This window comes from Bacillus sp. NPDC057893 (assembly GCF_042796455.1).
GTDB lineage: Bacteria > Bacillota > Bacilli > Bacillales > Bacillaceae_G > Bacillus_A.
Genome location: NZ_JBHVNG010000002.1, coordinates 1,152,326 through 1,169,381 on the forward strand (window position 1 = coordinate 1,152,326; position 17,056 = coordinate 1,169,381).

Here is a 17,056-nt window from a genome sequence, read left to right on the forward strand (position 1 = left end):
TGGGGGAAGGAAGAATGAAGAGAAAGGCAACAACAATTGCTGCACTTGCGTTATCGACTAGTGTACTGGTTGCGGGATGTGGGAATGGGGAGAAGGCTTCGACAACGAAGAAAGAATCAAGTAAGGGAATGGCAGATAAACAAGTTTTAAATTTGCTAGAAACAGCTGAAATTCCTTCAATGGATACATCTAAATCAACAGATTCTGTATCTTTCCGTGTATTTGTAAATGCAATGGAAGGATTATATCGTCTAGATAAAGATAATAAACCAACTCCAGGTATGGCCAAAGACGTGAAGATTAGTGAAGATAAAAAGACATATACATTTGAATTACGTGATGCAAAATGGTCAAATGGTGATCCAGTTCGAGCACAAGATTTTGTATATGCATGGCAACGTACATTAGATAAAGCAATAGCAGCAGAATATGCATTTATTTTATTTGATGTGAAAAATGCACAGAAAGTAAATAAAGGAGAAGTACCGTCGGATCAATTAGGTGTTAAAGCGAAGGATGATAAAACGTTGGTAGTAGAATTAGAGCAACCAGCACCTTATTTCCTTGAGCTTACTTCGTTCCCTACATTCTTCCCATTAAATGAAAAGTATGTAAAAGGACAAGGGGATAAATACGGATTAGAAGCAGATAAATTATTGTACAATGGACCATTTACAATGAGTGAATGGAAACATGAACAAAGTTACCAGTTAAAGAAAAACCAAAATTATTGGGATAAAGATGCTGTAAAATTACAAGAAATTAATGTGGGTATAGTAAAAGAGACAAGTACTGGGGTAAATTTATATGATAGTGATCAAGCAGACCGTGTCATTTTAAGTTCTGAGTTTGTAGACAAATATAAAAAGAATAAACCAGATGAATTTAAAACGAAGCTAGACCCACGTATGTATTTCCTACGTTTTAATCAAAAAAATGCAACGTTTAAAAATCAAAAGGTTCGTGAGGCGATTGATTTAGCGTACGATAAAAAAGGAATTGCGGATGTAATTTTGAATGATGGATCATTGCCAGCGTATTTCTTAGTACCTGAAAAGTTTACGACAGGACCAGATGGAAAAGACTTCCGTACTGTAAATAAAAATTTCCGTGACAGTAAAGATAATGCTGCGAAAGCAAAAAAACTGTGGGAAGAAGCGAAGAAAGAACTTGGTCAAGATACAATTACAGTAGAATTACTAAATGATGATAACGGTAGTCGTAAAAAAGTGGGCGACTTTATTAAAGAAGAATTAGAGAAAAACTTACCTGGTATTAAAGTGAATTTGAAGCAACAACCATATAAGCAGAAGTTAGATTTAGAAAAGAAATTTGAATATGAATTCTCATTATCTGCATGGAGTCCAGATTATCCAGACCCAATGACATATATTGATATGTTCGTTACTGGAAGCTCATTTAATGAAATGGATTATTCAAATCCGAAGTACGATGATTTAGTAGCAAAATCAAAAGGAGAACTACTAAAAGATGACGCAGCACGCTGGAAAGCACTTGCAGAAGCTGAAAAAATCTTAATTGGTCAAGATGCTGCAATCTCTCCTACGTACCAACAAAGTACAGCTTACTTAGAGAAGACGTATGTAAATGGTATTGCTAACCATACGTTCGGTGGCGACTTTAGTTATAAATGGGCATATATTACAAAGAAATAGTATAATAAAAGATGAGTGAATTTTCGCTCATCTTTTATTTGTTTAGGGAGGAACATGGAGTGTTGAAAGGAATCAATCATCTTTGTTTTTCAGTATCAAATTTAGAAAACGCTATTATGTTTTATGAAAGAGTGCTAGAAGGAGAACTATTAGTTAAAGGGAGAAAACTTGCATATTTCAATATATGTGGAGTATGGATAGCACTGAACGAAGAGGCACATATTCCCAGAAAGGAGATTCATCAATCTTATACGCACCTCGCATTTTCTGTTGAACAAAAAGATTTTGAACGCCTGTTACATCGGTTAGAAGAAAATAATGTTCATATTTTACTAGGAAGAGAACGTAATGTGAGAGATTGTGAGTCTATATATTTTGTTGATCCTGACGGTCACAAGTTCGAGTTTCATTCAGGGACACTACAAGACCGTCTAAATTATTATAGGGAAGAAAAACCACATATGACATTTTACTAGGGAGGAAGAGTATTTGCATGCACTTGTAATCGGGGGAACAGGGATGTTAAAGCAAGTTTCTATGTGGCTTTGTAAGCAAGGATTCCATGTTTCTATTATTGGACGAGATGAAGTGAAATTAGAAAATGTGAAGGGAGCAAGTTCTGCACCAGAAAATATCACATGCCTTCCGTTAGATTATCATAATAATGACGATGTAAAGATAGCTATTAAAGGTACAATTGAGAGAAATGGTCCCATAACATTAGTTGTCGCATGGATACATTCAAGTGCAAAGTATGCGTTATCACTCATTTGTAAGGAGATAGAATTTTCGTCTGAAACATACAGTTTATTTCATATTTTAGGCAGTAAAGCATCGCGTATGACTGCAGAGAAAATAGGTGGTACGCTTTGTCGGTATCATAGAATTATATTAGGTTTTATTTTAGAAGATACATACGGAAGATGGCTTACTCATCAAGAAATATCAGATGGAGTAATTAATGGGATTGAAAGTAATTGCAATGAATGGATTGTGGGGCAAATAGAACCATGGGAATTACGACCAAATTGATAAGGGGGAATGAGAAATGAAAACAACTGTATATGTAACAAGGCACGGTGAAACAGAATGGAATGTAGCGAAGCGAATGCAAGGACGGAAAAATTCAGCTTTAACTGAAAATGGTATGTTACAAGCGAAACAATTAGGTGACCGAATGAAAGATTTAGCTATCCATGCGATCTATAGTAGTCCGAGTGAAAGAACACTTCATACTGCAAAGTTAATAAAGGGCGAACGTGATATACCGATAATAGCGGATGAGCATTTTTATGAAATTAACATGGGTATATGGGAAGGACAAACAATCGATGAGATAGAAAGGCAATACCCAGAAGAAATACAATTGTTTTGGTATGAGCCACATCTTTTTCAGTCAACATCAGGAGAAAATTTTGAGGCCGTTCATAAAAGAGTAATTGAGGGGATGCAGCTTCTTTTAGAAAAGCATAAAGGCGAAAATATACTAATTGTTTCCCATGCGGCAGCGGCAAAATTACTTGTTGGGCATTTCGCGGGTAGTGAAATAGAAAATGTGTGGGATGATCCATTTATGCATAGCGCTAGTCTTAGCGTAATAGAATTTGAAGAAGGTAATGGAAAAGTAAAACAATTTGCAGATATAAGTCATTTTCAATAAACGTAAAAAAGGCCGCAAAACGGCCTTTTTTTGTAGGCATAAAAACTAACAATTACGTTTTTTATACCAGAAGTGGTCGAATTTCTTATTTTTGCAACATGGGAACTTATGTCCACCGCTGCAATCATTCCATTTATGCCCGTCATCGTGACAGTCCTTACCATGATCACATGAATCATCGCAAGAGCGACCGTGTCCGTGAGGGAAGAATTCGCATTTTTTACAGAAACTTCGTTTTGTCCAGAAAAATTTCTTTTCAAAGCGTATGCACTTTGTAACGAAAGTACAATGTTTTCTGCGAGTACGTTTTGTAACTAAAACGCATTCTTTTCTACGCGTCACTTTCGTAACGAACGTCCATTTTTGAACGCGCACACGAGTACATTTCGTAACAAATGTCCATTTTTTAACATGAGTACATTTTGTAACGAAAGTACAATGTTTCACGCGAGTACATCTTGTTCTTGGACATTTACGCCCTGTTGTACATTTACGCCCTGTTGTACATTTAAACCCTGTTGTACATTTATGATGAGAGAATTTATCATCATCGCACTCAAAAGCACTTGGATCTTGGTGTAAGAAATCCTCCATCCCAGCACTTTTGATTTCTTCAACAGCTTTTCTAATATCACGTTTCATAGAAATCCTCCTTATCGAGTATTAAATTGAAAAGGTATTCTTTTTCCTTAACATGATATGAGATACGGTTTCTTTCTGAACAGGACAAGAGTGTATTTTTATATAAATGGATGATAGCGGATGTATGGACAAGGCGTGGTGCATACATTGAATGAAGAGAACTGAGAAGGGATGGGAAAATATGCTACCTTCATATGATTTTTTTATTCATCCAATGTACTTAGTGGAATTGAAAAAAGATATTTGGTCAGATAGTCCAGTGCCAGCAAAGTTAACATATGGAAAAAAGAAGTATGATATTGATATCGTTTATCGAGGCGCTCATATTCGTGAGTTTGAGAAAAAGTCTTATCATGTTAAGTTTTATAAGCCAAAAAAATTTCAAGGGGTAAAGGAGTTTCATTTAAACTCTGAATTTATGGATCCATCTCTTATTCGTAACAAATTATCACTAGACTTTTTTAATGATATTGGGGTACTTTCACCGAAGTCACAGCACGTATTTATAAAAATAAATGGTCAAATACAAGGGGTATATTTACAGTTAGAATCAGTTGATGAAAACTTTTTAAAAAGTAGAGGATTGCCGAGTGGTTCTATTTATTATGCGATAGATGACGACGCGAATTTTTCTTTAATGAGTGAGAGAGATAAAGATGTTAAAACTGAGCTTTTTGCAGGGTATGAATTTAAATGTTCGAATAAAAATAGTGAAGAGCAACTAAGTGAATTCGTATTTCAAGCAAATACTTTGTCGAGGGAAGATTATGAAAAAGAAATTGGGAAGTTTCTAAATGTAGATAAATATTTACGATGGTTAGCTGGAGTTATTTTTACGCAAAACTTTGATGGTTTCGTTCATAACTATGCACTATATCATAACGATGAAACAAATTTATTTGAAGTTATACCGTGGGATTATGATGCGACTTGGGGGCGAGATGTACAAGGGAGACCGCTTAATCATGAATATATTCGCATTCAAGGGTATAACACGTTAAGTGCAAGGCTGTTAGATATACCTGTATTTAGAAAGCAATATCGAAGTATTTTAGAAGAAATATTAGAAGAACAATTTACAGTTTCATTTATGAGGCCGAAAGTAGAAGGAATATGTGAATCGATTCGTCCGTATTTACTACAAGATCCATATATGAAAGAAAAATTAGAAACATTTGATCAAGAGGCTGATATGATCTATGAATATATAAATAAAAGAAGAAAGTATATACAAGACCACTTACATGAATTGGATTAATTTTGAAAGAGATTGGAACATTATCAATCTCTTTTTTTGTATAATAAAGATGTACGAAAAAAGTGAAATAGTATGTATTTGATAGAGAATGGGGTTGTGTAGAGATGACGATTAAATGGATTGATTGGGTAAAACAAATACAATCTATAGCCCAAGCGGGTTTAACGTATTCTAAGGATGCGTATGATATAGAACGTTTCCAACAATTACGAGACATTTCGATTTCGATGATGTCACATTACACAAAAACAGATTGGGAAGTAGTAGAGAAATTATTTGCAAGTGAGACAGGCTATCAAACACCAAAAGTTGATATACGAGCAGTTGTTTGTCAAAATGAAAAATTATTATTTGTAAAAGAAAAAAGTGATGGGAAATGGGCATTGCCAGGTGGATGGGCCGATATTGGTTATACGCCAACAGAAGTTGCGGCAAAAGAAGTATCAGAAGAGACAGGTTATAAAGTAGATCATTTTAGGCTACTAGCAATATTCGATAAAGAAAAACATCAACCATCTCCATCAGCAACCCATATATATAAGGTTTTTATAGGTTGTGAGATTGTTGGTGGAGAAAAGAAACTAAGCATTGAAACAGAAGATATAGATTTTTTTAGTGAAAATGAAATACCTGATTTATCAATCGCTAGAAATACAGAATGGCAGATTAAAGAAATGTTTGCGTTTATGAAGGATCGAAATAAGGAAAAGATACTTGATTAATTAAATTAATCAAGTATCTTTTTAGGGTATATTGATGAAGGGCTGTACATATTCTTGTAACAAAAAAGAGTATAGTGTAGTCTTCTTTAAAGTCTATGAGTTAGGCGAAGAGATTCACATGATTATATTGGCAGATGGCAATCTTTATGTGATAATGGGGGGTATGTGAAGAAAAAAGGAGATAGAAAAGAATATGTTAGCGAATATAATAGATCAGTTATTGCAATTCTTTGCAAGCTTAGGGTACTTTGGAGTAGCTCTTGCTTTAATGATTGAAGTAATCCCAAGTGAAATTGTACTTTCGTATGCTGGCTTTTTAGTGGCGGATGGTAAAATTAGTTTTGTGGGTGCAGTTATCGCCGGAACTATTGGTGGTACTTTAGCGCAAATCTTTTTATACTGGCTTGGATACTACGGAGGGCGTCCAGTTGTAGAGAAATATGGGAAATATCTACTTATTAATAAACACCATTTAGACATAGCGGAAGGTTGGTTTAAGCGTTACGGAGCAGGCGTAATATTTTCTGCACGCTTTATCCCAGTAGTACGTCATGCTATTTCTATTCCAGCAGGACTAGCTAAGATGCCATTAAAACTATTTACACTTTATACGGTTGTAGCGATCATTCCATGGTCAATTCTATTTATATACTTAGGTGAAAAACTTGGTGGAAATTGGCGTCATATTAAAGAGTATGCATCTGATTACACACATTACATAATTATAGGAGCTGTGCTCTTTATTGCACTATACTTCGGTTTAAAGTATTTGAAAAAGAAAAAAACAACACGTTAAAGTCAATGATGATTCATTGGCTTTTTTATTTGTTTCGGTTCTAAACAAAAGGAGTTGTCCATAATGTGTAATAATAAAGCGTAGCGGAGGAATGTAATGAAAGGGTCACCGTTTATACGTGGAACGATATTTTTAACGATGGCAACGATGATATCTAAAATGTTAGGGTTTATATATATTATACCATTTACAGCAATGGTTGGTACGAGCGGGTACGTTCTATACACATATGCATATCGTCCTTATACAATCATGCTGAGTATAGCGACGATGGGGTTACCGCTCGCTGTTTCAAAGATGGTATCAAAATATGATCAACTAAATGATTATCATACAGTTAAAAGAGTACTAAAGAGTGGTATCGTTTTTATGTTAATAATGGGAGTTGTATCGTGTTTCACACTATATGTATTAGCCCCGCATTTAGCTGAACTTGTAGTTGATGGAAGTGATCAAACGGGGAATAGTGTAACTGCAGTCGCTACTAACATTCAAATTGTAAGTTTTGCGTTAATACTTGTACCAGTAATGAGTTTATTAAGAGGCTTCTTTCAAGGGTTTCAGTCGATGGGCCCTTCTGCATTAAGTGTAGTTGTAGAGCAATTCTTTCGGGTCTTAACCATATTGATAGGAAGTTTTGTCGTATTATATGTTTTAAAAGCGTCTGTTTCGCTAGCAGTTGGTATTTCAACGTTTGGTGCTTTCATGGGAGCGATAGGTGGATTAACTGTTTTAACTGCGTATTATGTAAGAAGGAGAAGGCATTTAAAGAAAAAAGAGATGGCAAGTATACCGCAAACGACGAAATCTTTCTTCTCGTTGTATAAGGAGCTCTTTACATATTCTATTCCTTTCGTCGTGGTTGGTTTAGCAATTCCTTTGTATCAGACTATTGATACATTTACAATTAATAAACTACTTATACAAATTGGATATATGCAAGGAGAAGCGGAAAAAATCAATGCGATAATTGGCCTTGTTCAAATGGTTGTACTTATCCCCGTTTCAGTTGCGACTGCTTTTAGTATGTCCCTCGTTCCAGAGATGACGAAAGCTTATACAGCAGGGAATACGAAGTTACTATATAAACATTTTACAAAGACGAATATATTAGTAGTAGGGATTACGGTACCAGCGGCGATTGGAATGATGGTGTTAGCAAAACCAATATATACGCTTTTGTTTAGTACTGGGAATGATCCGGAGATAGGAAGTGTTATTCTACAATATTATGCTCCTGCGTGTATACTATTTTCTCTCTTTACTGTAACGGCCGCCATGCTGCAAGGAATCAATCAACAACAGAAAACAGTATTAGGTTTAGTAATCGGAATTATTGTAAAGATAATATTAAATATTGTATTGCTTCCGTATTTCGATTATGTAAGTTTTATCATTTCAACTTACGCTGGTTATACGATTTCAGTTGGTTTTAACTTGTGGATGCTCTCTAAATATGTTATAAAAGCAACATAAGCTTTTAAGGCAGAGAATCCTCTGTCTTTTTCTACGTTTATAATATTTTTCACGTAAAAGCGTTTTCAAAATAATTTTTCTATTGAAATTTAAACGTATGTTTCATATGCTGAAAATAGCGGTTCAAAAACTGTTGTTTAAGTGAGGTAGATTCCCACATGTAAAAAGAATCGGGGTGATAGTATGTTAAATATGTATTTAACAGACCGAAACGGAAAACTACAAGAGATTGAGGAAATGCAAAAGGGTTGCTGGATTAATGTACTTCATCCAACTGAAGAGGAAATTCAGTATTTAGTACAAACTTTAAATGTAGACTTAGATTTCATTAAAGACCCTTTGGATGATGAAGAACGCTCTCGTATTGAAAAGGAAGACAATAATACCTTAATCATCGTCGATATTCCGACAGTTAGGCATGATGAAGAGGGGAATTCAATTTATGACACGATTCCAATAGGTATGATTGTAATGCCAGATTGTTTCGTTACAATTTGCTTAGAAGAGAATCCAATTTTTGAACGTTTTATTAATCAACGTATTAAAGAATTTTATACGTTTAAAAAAACACGCTTTGCACTGCAGCTCTTATATACAATTTCTACTTATTATTTAAGATACTTAAAGCAAATAAATCGAAAAACAATCGATTTAGAGCACCAATTAAATAAGTCGATGAAAAATAAAGAAATTTTCACATTGCTCGGCCTTGAAAAAAGTTTAGTTTATTTTACAACATCATTAAAGGCAAATAAAATTGTAATTCAAAAATTAATGCGAAACAGTACATTTTTGAAAATGTATGAAGACGATCAAGATTTACTAGAAGATGTATTAATTGAAAATAAGCAGGCTATTGAAATGGCGGAAATATATAGTCACATCTTAAGTGGAATGATGAATACATTCAGTTCGGTTATTTCTAACAATTTAAATAGTGTTATGAAACTGTTGACTTCTATTACAATCATTTTATCATTACCAACGATGGTTTCTAGTTTCTTTGGAATGAATGTAAAGGTTCCATTTGAAGGGGAAGCATATGGTTTTGTAATTGTACTTATAATATGTGTAACATTATCTTTCACTTTAGCATTTGTTTTTTGGAAGAAACGTTACTTTTAATGATAAGAAAGCTGCTCTAGCATAGTTGTCAAACTGCGCTAGAGCAGCTTTTTTTGCTATGAAATCTCAATTTTGGAACAGAATATAACTTGTGAAATGTAATGTGTATGAAGGTTATGAATTCCGTATAACCCTTGTTCAAATAATGAAATGGGGTTAAAATTACATATTGTTAATGAAAAGTTGGAGGAAATACATCATGGAATTGTTTGAATTACCGAAAGCATTCCTGCAAATGAATACAATCTTTATCTCAATATTAATCGAAGCACTTCCTTTTGTGCTAATTGGTGTATTTATTTCAGGATTCATTCAAATGTTTGTGACAGAAGATATGGTGGCAAAATGGATGCCTAAAAACCGATTTCTGTCCGTTTTATTAGCTACTTTTTTAGGTATGATGTTTCCTGGATGTGAATGTGGAATTGTTCCGATTGTAAGACGATTAATCGGAAAAGGGGTTCCACCCTATGCAGGAATTGCATTTATGTTAACTGGACCGATTATTAATCCCGTTGTATTATTTGCAACATATGTTGCTTTTGGAAGTAGTATGCACATGGTATGGTATCGTTCTATTGTAGCGATTATCGTAGCAATTATCGTTGGAATTATATTATCATTTATGTTTAAAGAACATCAATTAAGAGATGATCACTTCCCAGAAGTGAATCATAAGCGTCCGTTACGTAAAAAAATGTGGGATGTATGTACACATGCTGTTGAGGAATTCTTCTCAATGGGAAAATATTTAGTGCTAGGTGCGTTAATTGCAGCTGCGGTTCAAGTATTTGTACAAACTTCAACATTGCTTGCAATTGGACAAGGTCCGTTTTCTTCATCAGCTGTTATGATGGGACTTGCTTTCATTTTATCACTTTGTTCAGAGGCGGATGCATTTATTGCTTCTTCGTTCCAAAGTACATTTTCAACAGCGTCACTTGTCGCGTTCCTCGTATATGGACCGATGGTGGATATTAAAAATATGTTTATGATGCTTGCGACATTTAAAACAAAATTTGTAATTGTTGTGACGGTTACAGTTACACTTGTTGTTTATGCAAGCTCACTACTCATTTATGCGATGGGGTGGTAGGTTATGTTTCGAGCATATATATTACTAGGTTTCACAATTTTAATTGGACAGCTTCATATTTCCGGTAACATTACGAAGTATATAAATATGAAGTACGCCTATTTATCAAAAACTGCAGCTATTATTTTAGGTTTCTTAACGATTATACAAATTATTATCGTTTTCCAGAAAGAGCATCAAAAGGAAAAAGAGAAACAAGATTGTAGTTGTGATCACAGCCATTGTGGGCATGATCATTCAAAAGATGAAAATACATGGTGGAAAAAAGCATTTTCGTACACATTGTTCTGTTTCCCAATTATTTCAGGATTATTTTTCCCAATTGCAACATTAGATTCGGACATTGTTAAAGCGAAGGGATTCCATTTTCCTGTTGCACAAGCGGAAAGTAAAGATCCATTTATGACGAGACAATTCTTAAGACCAGATACGAGTATTTATTACGGAAAAGAAGGATATCGTGGTGTAATGGAAAAAGGGAAGAAAGAGTTTGTTACGAAAGACAATATTGCATTAAAAGATGAAGATTTCCTAAAGGGTATGGAGACAATTTACAATTATCCTGGTGAATTTACTGGTAAAACTTTATCATTTAAAGGCTTTGTTTTCCGCGATGACTCTTCTAAGAAAGAACAATATTTCTTATTCCGTTTCGGTATTATACATTGCGTAGCGGATTCTGGTGTATATGGTATGTTAGTAAAAAAACCAGAAGGTGTAGAGTGGAAAAACGATGATTGGATTCAAGTAGAAGGAGAAATTTCAACTGAATTTTATCAGCCGTTTCATGCGAATATTCCTGTTTTAGAAGTAACGAAATGGAATAAAGTTGAACAGCCGAAAGAACAATATGTATTTAGAGGAGCCGATTGATAAAATCGGTTCTTTTTTGTGGACTAAAAGTTCTAAAAATTGTTAATATTAAACGTGTAGTTCATGAGATGTAGTAAATGTTTGGATATTAGGGATATATAATTAAAGGGGTGATAACAATGACTGAAGTAAAGGGTAAAACAGCTAATGAATCAAGAGTTTTTAAAACGAGTCGAGTATTTCCAACGGATTTAAATGATCATAACACGCTATTTGGTGGAAAGATATTGGCGGAGATGGATATGGTTGCTTCAATTTCAGCAACGAGACACTCGAGAATGGAATGTGTCACAGCGTCTATGGATTGGGTAGATTTCTTATACCCAGTACGTTCTTCAGATTGTGTTAGTTATGAATCTTTCGTAATTTGGACGGGAAGAACTTCTATGGAGATATTTGTGAAAGTAGTAGCAGAAGATTTAATTTCAGGTGAAAAACGTGTAGCAGCAACTTCATTCGTTACTTTTGTTGCGCTTAGTAAGGAGAATAATCCAGTTCCTGTACCGCGTGTTATCCCTGAGACAGAAGAGGAGAAAGAATTGCATCGAATTGCTGTGTTACGTGCAGAACAGCGTCATATTCGTAAGGCGGAGAGTAAGAAGGTAGCTACACTGCTAACTTTTTGATGTAAAATACTTTCCTAGTGGTACTATTTTTGTAATGGGCTAGGGGATTTTATGAAATGAAAAGCGGACACCTAAAAATAGGTGTCCGCTTTTATAGTTTTTTCATCCCCATATCGTATTACAATAACTGCTTAGCAGAAGCAAGCAGCACCGACGATAATTAAGAGGATAAATAATACGACTAGTAGCGCAAATCCATTACCATGTGCGAAGCCCATTGTTATTTCCTCCTTTTATTTTAAGATACAACATACAATATGCAGATGAGCTCTTGTTTGATATGGACGTATATCATGCAATGACATATTTTTTGTATGATAATGTTTAAAAAAAGGAAAGATATAGGAATAACAGTAGTTAGAGAAAGGAACGTATCCATGAAACACTTTTTAATTGTAATAATTTGTTTTATAGGTGTATTCATATGGATGAACGTTGATGTGGAAATGGGGAAGAAAATGGCTAGTGGATATGAATTAGAAAAAATTCGGTCAGGGGATTTTCAATTATATACGAACGGTGACGAGTTATATAGAAGTTTATTTGAGAATATAAATCGTGCAGAAAAGAATGTGTATATTCATTTTTATATTGTAGGTAAAGATGAGGTAAGCAAAGAATTCTTACAATTATTAGAGAAAAAAGCATCTAGCGGAGTAGATGTGAAATTGTCAGTAGACCGCATTGGCGGATATAAGCTTAAGAAAAAGATAATCAATCAATTAAAAGAAAAAGGCGTGAAGTTTACATTTAGTAAAAAACTTAAATTAAAAAACTTATTTTATTCTTTGCATCAACGTAATCATAGACGCATTGTTACTATAGATGGGAAAGTTTCGTACATTGGTGGCTTCAATATCGGAAAGGAATATCTTGGGCAGGATCCTAAATTTGGTCCGTGGCGTGATTATCATGTACGCATCGAAGGGAATGGAGCTACTGATATGGAACGGAAATTTGCGGAAGATTGGCAGGAAGATACGGGAGAAAAGGTCCCTATACGTCAAGAGTTACCTGTACAAGGAAATGTAAAATATCAATATGTATTTTCGAATGGGAAAGGTTTATGGCAGGAGTATGGAGCGCTTTTAAAGAAGGCAAAACATTCCTTAATTATCGCTACACCATATTTTGTACCGAGTAAAGAGATGGTAAAAGGACTGAAAGATGCATTAAATCGTGGTGTCCGTGTGAAAATTCTCGTTCCATTTAAAAGTGATGCCGTATTGTTAAAACAAGCTGCCTACCCTTATTTGAAAGACATGTTAGATGCTGGAGCGGAGATTTATCAATATCGAAATGGATTTTTTCATGGGAAAGTAACAATCATCGATGAGGAAATCGTTGATATCGGTACAGCAAATTTTGATAATAGAAGTTTTTACTTAAATAACGAATCTAACTGTTTCATATATGACAAGAAAGTCGTTGCTGACGTATGGAGTCGATTAAAAGGAGACTTTCATAAATCAAAACGATTTTCTGAAGAAGATTTTGAGAAAATTAGTAGCTGGGATTGGTTTCTAGCAAGAATATCAAATGTTATCGCATCATATTTATAGTATATAGATGAAAAATAGGAAGGGAGGAGCTTTAATGGATTGTATGAAAGAATTGATGACATATAGTTACACACTTATATATAAAGTTGGAGAGTACACGGGCAAGGTTCGAGATGAAGAATTAAAGGATATTTTACAGCATCATTTGCCGTATATGTTACAAGCATATAATGAACAAGTGAATTTTCAAGAAGGAGAAAATATACAGCATATAACTTGTAAACAAATGTGGCCGGAATTTACAGAAATGGATAGGGAAACAGATAATGAATATACAGGGGATATGGGGATTGCAATTTGTTATATTACACATCTGAAACGATTAGCATTAAAGTTTGCTCAAGTGGCAGTAGAAGTTGCGAACCCGGAGTTTCGTTCTTTTCTGGAAAATTGTTTTGTGAAAATGAATCGTTACGCATATAATGTTTGGCAATATGTTGTGAAGAAGGAATATAAGATTAAACATGTATATGAAAATGAAAAATTCGCGTGAAAAGCTAAGGTGGAATGAAAGGCGCCTTAGTTTTTTTATGTCTAATTAGAGGGGGGATTAAAGATCGGTTATGTTATCTGAAAATTTACAATAGTTTACTGTATCTTTACTATTTTTAAATCTTTCCTTTAAAAATAAAGAGTAATATGGGATTGTACATATTCTATCAAAGGGAGGAAACGCAAATGAACAAATGGGTTAAGTCATTAACTGCTATGGCACTTGCAAGTTCTTTATTAATGGTAGGTTGTAGTAAAGATGAGGATAAAAAGAAAGAGGATGACACAACAACAAAGCAAAATGAAAAGAAAGATAAAGAAACAAGCGGAACAGACAAGTCTTCTGATTCGAAAGAAAAGAAATAAAGTGAAACTTTAATCAGTGGGGGTTTTGTCCATCCCCACTGATTATTAGCCCTCACCAATCGGGCATTTACGGGCAGTAACTTCCTCGCATTCGCCGAATTTACTGCCCGTTAATGCGGGATAAATGGATAATAGAGCTTCCTCACATATACGAGGAAGCTTTTTTGTTGTATATTTGTATGTTTTACGGAAAAATAGAGAGAAAGAACTGAAGAGGGGATAGTATATGAAAGTATGTATATTAGGAGCGACAGGTAGAGTAGGATCACACATTATGAAATTGGCACTACAAGATTCATATGAAGTAACGGTATTAGTTCGTGATTTGAGTAGAGTAGAAACAGAGCATGAAAGGTTGCATGTTATTAAGGGAAATGTATTAAACGGAGACGATATAAAGGAAGCGATTAAAGGATGTGATATTGTAATTAGTGCTCTTGGAACTGATCGAAATGGGACGTTAGAGAAGAGTGTACCGATTATTATAAAACAAATGGAAGAAGAGGGCATAAAGAAAATTGTTACAATAGGAACGGCTGGTATTTTACAAGCGCGAATAAACCCAAGTATATATCGTTTCCAATCAAAAGAATCGAAAAGAAAAATGACAACAGCTGCGGAAGATCACTTAGCTGCTTATGAAGCGCTGAATAATAGTAAACTATGTTGGACTGTTGTTTGTCCGACGCATTTAATAGATGGTGATGTAACAGGTGTATATCGAACTGAAAAAGATATGTTGCCAACAGATGGATCGAAAATCACAGTTGGTGATACAGCTCATTTTACATGGAGTTTACGTAATAAAAGCTTATACGAGAAAAGCCGAGCAGGTATTTCATATTAAAAAACCATCCCAAAATAGGGATGGCTAAAAAATGATATAGCATACAAAGATGATAATCATAATGATTTGGAGAATGGCTTTGGCTACTGTACTACTTAAAAAACCGACTACAGTTGCAATTCCGACTAAAAGGGCGTCTTTTGGCGCCTTTTTATGCATTAGTTCCGTAATAAATACAGATAAGAACGGTATGATAATAAGACCAAATGGCGGGAAGAAGAACGATCCGACAATGATAGAAACCATACCAACACGTTCGCCCGATTTTGTACTTCCGTATTTTTTTAGGAAGTATCCATTTGCAATAAAGTCAGCAACGAAAATGAAGAGTGTAAAAATGACTTGAAAAATCCAAAAAGATGTCGTCAACTCTCCGCCATTTATTCCAAAATGATAAATGAAATAGCCAGCCCATACGGCAAGGATGCCAGGAATAATGGGGTATATAAAGGCAAGAAATGAAACAATGAAACAAGCAATGATACAAATTGTTAGTAAAACAGTCACTTTATAACTCCTTTGTAGTATCTAATTTATGTACAGCAATTTTTTTAATCTGATGCCCATCAAGTTCTAATGCTTTGAATTGAAAACCAGCATATTCAACCGAATAGCCAGCCTCAATATTTAAATCGATTGCTTGAGAGAGAAGCCAACCACCAATTGTATCTAAATCACTTTCATCGATATGTAGGCCAAACATATCATTTACTTCAGAAATGAGTACTTTCCCATCTAAAACAGTAAGCTTAGGAGTACGCTTTTCAATCATCGGTGATTCGTCTGCGTCAAATTCATCTTGAATTTCTCCGATAATTTCTTCAAGAATATCCTCCATCGTTAAAAGGCCAGCAGTTCCACCGTATTCATCCATAACAATCGCCATTTGTACGCGGTTCTTTTGGAGGTGTATTAACGTTTTACGAATGGGAACTGTTTCAAATACAGTTAAAACTGGGTGTATGTACGATTCAAGTGGTTTATAATTTCCTTTTGTTTGATCGTGAAATATTTCTTTCGTATTTATCATCCCAATTATGTCGTCTTTATCTTTTTCAATAATAGGATAGCGTGTATACTTTTCAGTTGCGACGATATCCATATTTTCTTCTAACGTATTTTCAGTAGATAAGCAAATCATCTCGGTACGAGGAACCATGATTTCTTTCGCAACTCGATCATCAAATTCAAAAATATTATTAACATATTTATACTCGGTTTGATTGATTTCACCGCTTTTATAACTTTCACCTAAAATGAGTCGTAATTCTTCTTCAGAATGAGCAAGCTCATTTTCTTTCGCAGGCTCTAAACCGAGTGATTTTGTAAAAAATATAGCTGCACTATTGAGAAGCCAAATGAACGGATACATAATTTTATCAAATAAAATAAGTGGTTTTGCAAATTTTAATGTGATTACCTCTGCTTTTTGGATTGCGAAAGACTTAGGAACTAACTCGCCTAATACAACATGGAAAAAAGTAATCACACTAAAAGCAATAATAAAGGATAACGTGTTAGCCATTGTTCCAGTAATATTGATTTTTTCAAATAATGGTCGCAGTAAATGTTCCACAGTTGGTTCACCAAGCCAACCAAGTCCTAAAGAGGTGATAGTAATGCCAAGCTGACAAGCGGATAAATAAACGTCTAAGTTAGATAAAACGCTTCTTGCAGCCAATGCTTGCTTATTACCTTCATTTGCAAGCTGGTCAATTCGACTTTTTCGTACTTTTACGACAGCGAATTCTGAAGCAACGAAAAAACCAGAAATAAGGATAAGTATAAAGATGAGAAAAATATTTAATATGTCCAAGTGTGTTCTTTACTCCTAATTTG

Annotated in this window: 20 protein-coding genes; 16 read left to right on the forward strand and 4 right to left on the reverse strand. The window is 34.5% G+C overall.

What is annotated here, in order from left to right; all coding sequences use genetic code 11:
- The first annotated feature begins 14 nt into the window (after positions 1-14).
- Genes ACFVQC_RS14690 through ACFVQC_RS14705 form a run of 4 tightly spaced genes read left to right on the forward strand, consistent with a single transcriptional unit; the run spans position 15 to position 3,336 of the window.
- The gene (locus ACFVQC_RS14690) at positions 15-1,676 is read left to right on the forward strand and encodes a peptide ABC transporter substrate-binding protein (protein WP_377894107.1); all 1,662 of its coding nucleotides are present in this window, start codon (positions 15-17) and stop codon (positions 1,674-1,676) included.
- 59 nt (positions 1,677-1,735) lie between these two features.
- Positions 1,736-2,152 (forward strand): FosBx1 family fosfomycin resistance bacillithiol transferase, encoded by a 417-nt coding sequence (gene fosB, locus ACFVQC_RS14695; RefSeq protein ID WP_377898570.1) that lies wholly within the window; start codon positions 1,736-1,738, stop codon positions 2,150-2,152.
- A 13-nt stretch (positions 2,153-2,165) separates the two neighbouring features.
- Positions 2,166-2,708 (forward strand): short-chain dehydrogenase, encoded by a 543-nt coding sequence (locus ACFVQC_RS14700; RefSeq protein ID WP_377898571.1) that lies wholly within the window; start codon positions 2,166-2,168, stop codon positions 2,706-2,708.
- A 16-nt stretch (positions 2,709-2,724) separates the two neighbouring features.
- Entirely contained in the window at positions 2,725-3,336 is a 612-nt protein-coding gene (locus ACFVQC_RS14705) for a phosphoserine phosphatase 1 (RefSeq protein ID WP_033717930.1), read from the forward strand.
- Between the two features lie 45 nt (positions 3,337-3,381).
- Here ACFVQC_RS14705 and exsB read toward each other — a convergent pair whose 3' ends face one another.
- On the reverse strand, positions 3,382-3,978 hold the full coding sequence (exsB, locus tag ACFVQC_RS14710) for an exosporium protein ExsB (RefSeq protein WP_377898572.1): 597 nt from the start codon (positions 3,976-3,978) through the stop codon (positions 3,382-3,384).
- A gap of 181 nt (positions 3,979-4,159) precedes the next feature.
- Here exsB and cotH point away from each other — a divergent pair, with 181 nt between their 5' ends.
- From cotH to ACFVQC_RS14750, 8 genes are all read left to right on the forward strand, one after another.
- On the forward strand, positions 4,160-5,236 hold the full coding sequence (gene cotH, locus ACFVQC_RS14715) for a spore coat protein CotH (protein ID WP_219921156.1): 1,077 nt from the start codon (positions 4,160-4,162) through the stop codon (positions 5,234-5,236).
- Between the two features lie 104 nt (positions 5,237-5,340).
- Positions 5,341-5,958 carry an NUDIX hydrolase gene (locus tag ACFVQC_RS14720; protein WP_264540634.1) on the forward strand — a complete coding sequence of 206 codons (618 nt, stop codon included), beginning with the start codon at positions 5,341-5,343 and terminating at the stop codon, positions 5,956-5,958.
- 193 nt (positions 5,959-6,151) lie between these two features.
- Positions 6,152-6,754, forward strand: a complete 603-nt coding sequence (gene uptA, locus ACFVQC_RS14725) for an undecaprenyl phosphate transporter UptA (RefSeq protein ID WP_000880689.1) — start codon at positions 6,152-6,154, stop codon at positions 6,752-6,754.
- A 96-nt stretch (positions 6,755-6,850) separates the two neighbouring features.
- The gene (locus ACFVQC_RS14730; protein WP_264540635.1) at positions 6,851-8,230 is read left to right on the forward strand and encodes a putative polysaccharide biosynthesis protein; all 1,380 of its coding nucleotides are present in this window, start codon (positions 6,851-6,853) and stop codon (positions 8,228-8,230) included.
- A 183-nt stretch (positions 8,231-8,413) separates the two neighbouring features.
- Positions 8,414-9,355 (forward strand): magnesium transporter CorA family protein, encoded by a 942-nt coding sequence (locus tag ACFVQC_RS14735; protein WP_000933700.1) that lies wholly within the window; start codon positions 8,414-8,416, stop codon positions 9,353-9,355.
- 199 nt (positions 9,356-9,554) lie between these two features.
- Positions 9,555-10,451, forward strand: coding sequence for a permease (locus tag ACFVQC_RS14740; protein WP_377894121.1), 897 nt, complete (start codon positions 9,555-9,557; stop codon positions 10,449-10,451).
- 3 nt (positions 10,452-10,454) lie between these two features.
- Positions 10,455-11,324 carry a TIGR03943 family putative permease subunit gene (locus ACFVQC_RS14745; RefSeq protein WP_377894123.1) on the forward strand — a complete coding sequence of 290 codons (870 nt, stop codon included), beginning with the start codon at positions 10,455-10,457 and terminating at the stop codon, positions 11,322-11,324.
- A gap of 119 nt (positions 11,325-11,443) precedes the next feature.
- Positions 11,444-11,950 (forward strand): acyl-CoA thioesterase, encoded by a 507-nt coding sequence (locus tag ACFVQC_RS14750; protein ID WP_002200764.1) that lies wholly within the window; start codon positions 11,444-11,446, stop codon positions 11,948-11,950.
- 131 nt (positions 11,951-12,081) lie between these two features.
- Here the strand turns inward: ACFVQC_RS14750 and ACFVQC_RS14755 are convergent, their stop codons facing one another.
- Positions 12,082-12,168: a YjcZ family sporulation protein gene (locus ACFVQC_RS14755; protein WP_000505094.1), complete on the reverse strand. Its 87-nt coding sequence runs from the start codon at positions 12,166-12,168 to the stop codon at positions 12,082-12,084.
- Between the two features lie 159 nt (positions 12,169-12,327).
- On the opposite strand from ACFVQC_RS14755, the gene cls reads away from it, so the two are divergent.
- From cls to ACFVQC_RS14775, 4 genes are all read left to right on the forward strand, one after another.
- Positions 12,328-13,512: a cardiolipin synthase gene (gene cls, locus ACFVQC_RS14760; protein WP_377894124.1), complete on the forward strand. Its 1,185-nt coding sequence runs from the start codon at positions 12,328-12,330 to the stop codon at positions 13,510-13,512.
- 34 nt (positions 13,513-13,546) lie between these two features.
- Positions 13,547-14,005, forward strand: coding sequence for a spore coat protein (locus ACFVQC_RS14765; RefSeq protein WP_377894126.1), 459 nt, complete (start codon positions 13,547-13,549; stop codon positions 14,003-14,005).
- 185 nt (positions 14,006-14,190) lie between these two features.
- Positions 14,191-14,370: a hypothetical protein gene (locus ACFVQC_RS14770; RefSeq protein WP_377894128.1), complete on the forward strand. Its 180-nt coding sequence runs from the start codon at positions 14,191-14,193 to the stop codon at positions 14,368-14,370.
- 226 nt (positions 14,371-14,596) lie between these two features.
- Positions 14,597-15,217, forward strand: a complete 621-nt coding sequence (locus tag ACFVQC_RS14775) for an NAD(P)-dependent oxidoreductase (RefSeq protein ID WP_377898573.1) — start codon at positions 14,597-14,599, stop codon at positions 15,215-15,217.
- A 24-nt stretch (positions 15,218-15,241) separates the two neighbouring features.
- Here the strand turns inward: ACFVQC_RS14775 and ACFVQC_RS14780 are convergent, their stop codons facing one another.
- Both ACFVQC_RS14780 and ACFVQC_RS14785 read right to left on the reverse strand, forming a co-directional pair.
- Entirely contained in the window at positions 15,242-15,724 is a 483-nt protein-coding gene (locus ACFVQC_RS14780; protein WP_377898574.1) for a DUF456 domain-containing protein, read from the reverse strand.
- A 1-nt stretch (position 15,725) separates the two neighbouring features.
- The gene (locus ACFVQC_RS14785) at positions 15,726-17,033 is read right to left on the reverse strand and encodes a hemolysin family protein (RefSeq protein ID WP_377894132.1); all 1,308 of its coding nucleotides are present in this window, start codon (positions 17,031-17,033) and stop codon (positions 15,726-15,728) included.
- Between the last annotated feature and the right edge of the window lie 23 nt (positions 17,034-17,056).

Coding starts and splice junctions, on each gene's coding strand:
- ACFVQC_RS14690 (WP_377894107.1), top strand. CDS start 15: ATGAAGAGAAAGGCAACAACAATTGCTGCACTTGCGTTATCGACTAGT.
- ACFVQC_RS14705 (WP_033717930.1), top strand. CDS start 2,725: ATGAAAACAACTGTATATGTAACAAGGCACGGTGAAACAGAATGGAAT.
- exsB (WP_377898572.1), bottom strand. CDS start 3,978: ATGAAACGTGATATTAGAAAAGCTGTTGAAGAAATCAAAAGTGCTGGG.
- cotH (WP_219921156.1), top strand. CDS start 4,160: ATGCTACCTTCATATGATTTTTTTATTCATCCAATGTACTTAGTGGAA.
- ACFVQC_RS14720 (WP_264540634.1), top strand. CDS start 5,341: ATGACGATTAAATGGATTGATTGGGTAAAACAAATACAATCTATAGCC.
- uptA (WP_000880689.1), top strand. CDS start 6,152: ATGTTAGCGAATATAATAGATCAGTTATTGCAATTCTTTGCAAGCTTA.
- ACFVQC_RS14730 (WP_264540635.1), top strand. CDS start 6,851: ATGAAAGGGTCACCGTTTATACGTGGAACGATATTTTTAACGATGGCA.
- ACFVQC_RS14735 (WP_000933700.1), top strand. CDS start 8,414: ATGTTAAATATGTATTTAACAGACCGAAACGGAAAACTACAAGAGATT.
- ACFVQC_RS14740 (WP_377894121.1), top strand. CDS start 9,555: ATGGAATTGTTTGAATTACCGAAAGCATTCCTGCAAATGAATACAATC.
- ACFVQC_RS14745 (WP_377894123.1), top strand. CDS start 10,455: ATGTTTCGAGCATATATATTACTAGGTTTCACAATTTTAATTGGACAG.
- ACFVQC_RS14750 (WP_002200764.1), top strand. CDS start 11,444: ATGACTGAAGTAAAGGGTAAAACAGCTAATGAATCAAGAGTTTTTAAA.
- ACFVQC_RS14755 (WP_000505094.1), bottom strand. CDS start 12,168: ATGGGCTTCGCACATGGTAATGGATTTGCGCTACTAGTCGTATTATTT.
- cls (WP_377894124.1), top strand. CDS start 12,328: ATGAAACACTTTTTAATTGTAATAATTTGTTTTATAGGTGTATTCATA.
- ACFVQC_RS14765 (WP_377894126.1), top strand. CDS start 13,547: ATGGATTGTATGAAAGAATTGATGACATATAGTTACACACTTATATAT.
- ACFVQC_RS14770 (WP_377894128.1), top strand. CDS start 14,191: ATGAACAAATGGGTTAAGTCATTAACTGCTATGGCACTTGCAAGTTCT.
- ACFVQC_RS14775 (WP_377898573.1), top strand. CDS start 14,597: ATGAAAGTATGTATATTAGGAGCGACAGGTAGAGTAGGATCACACATT.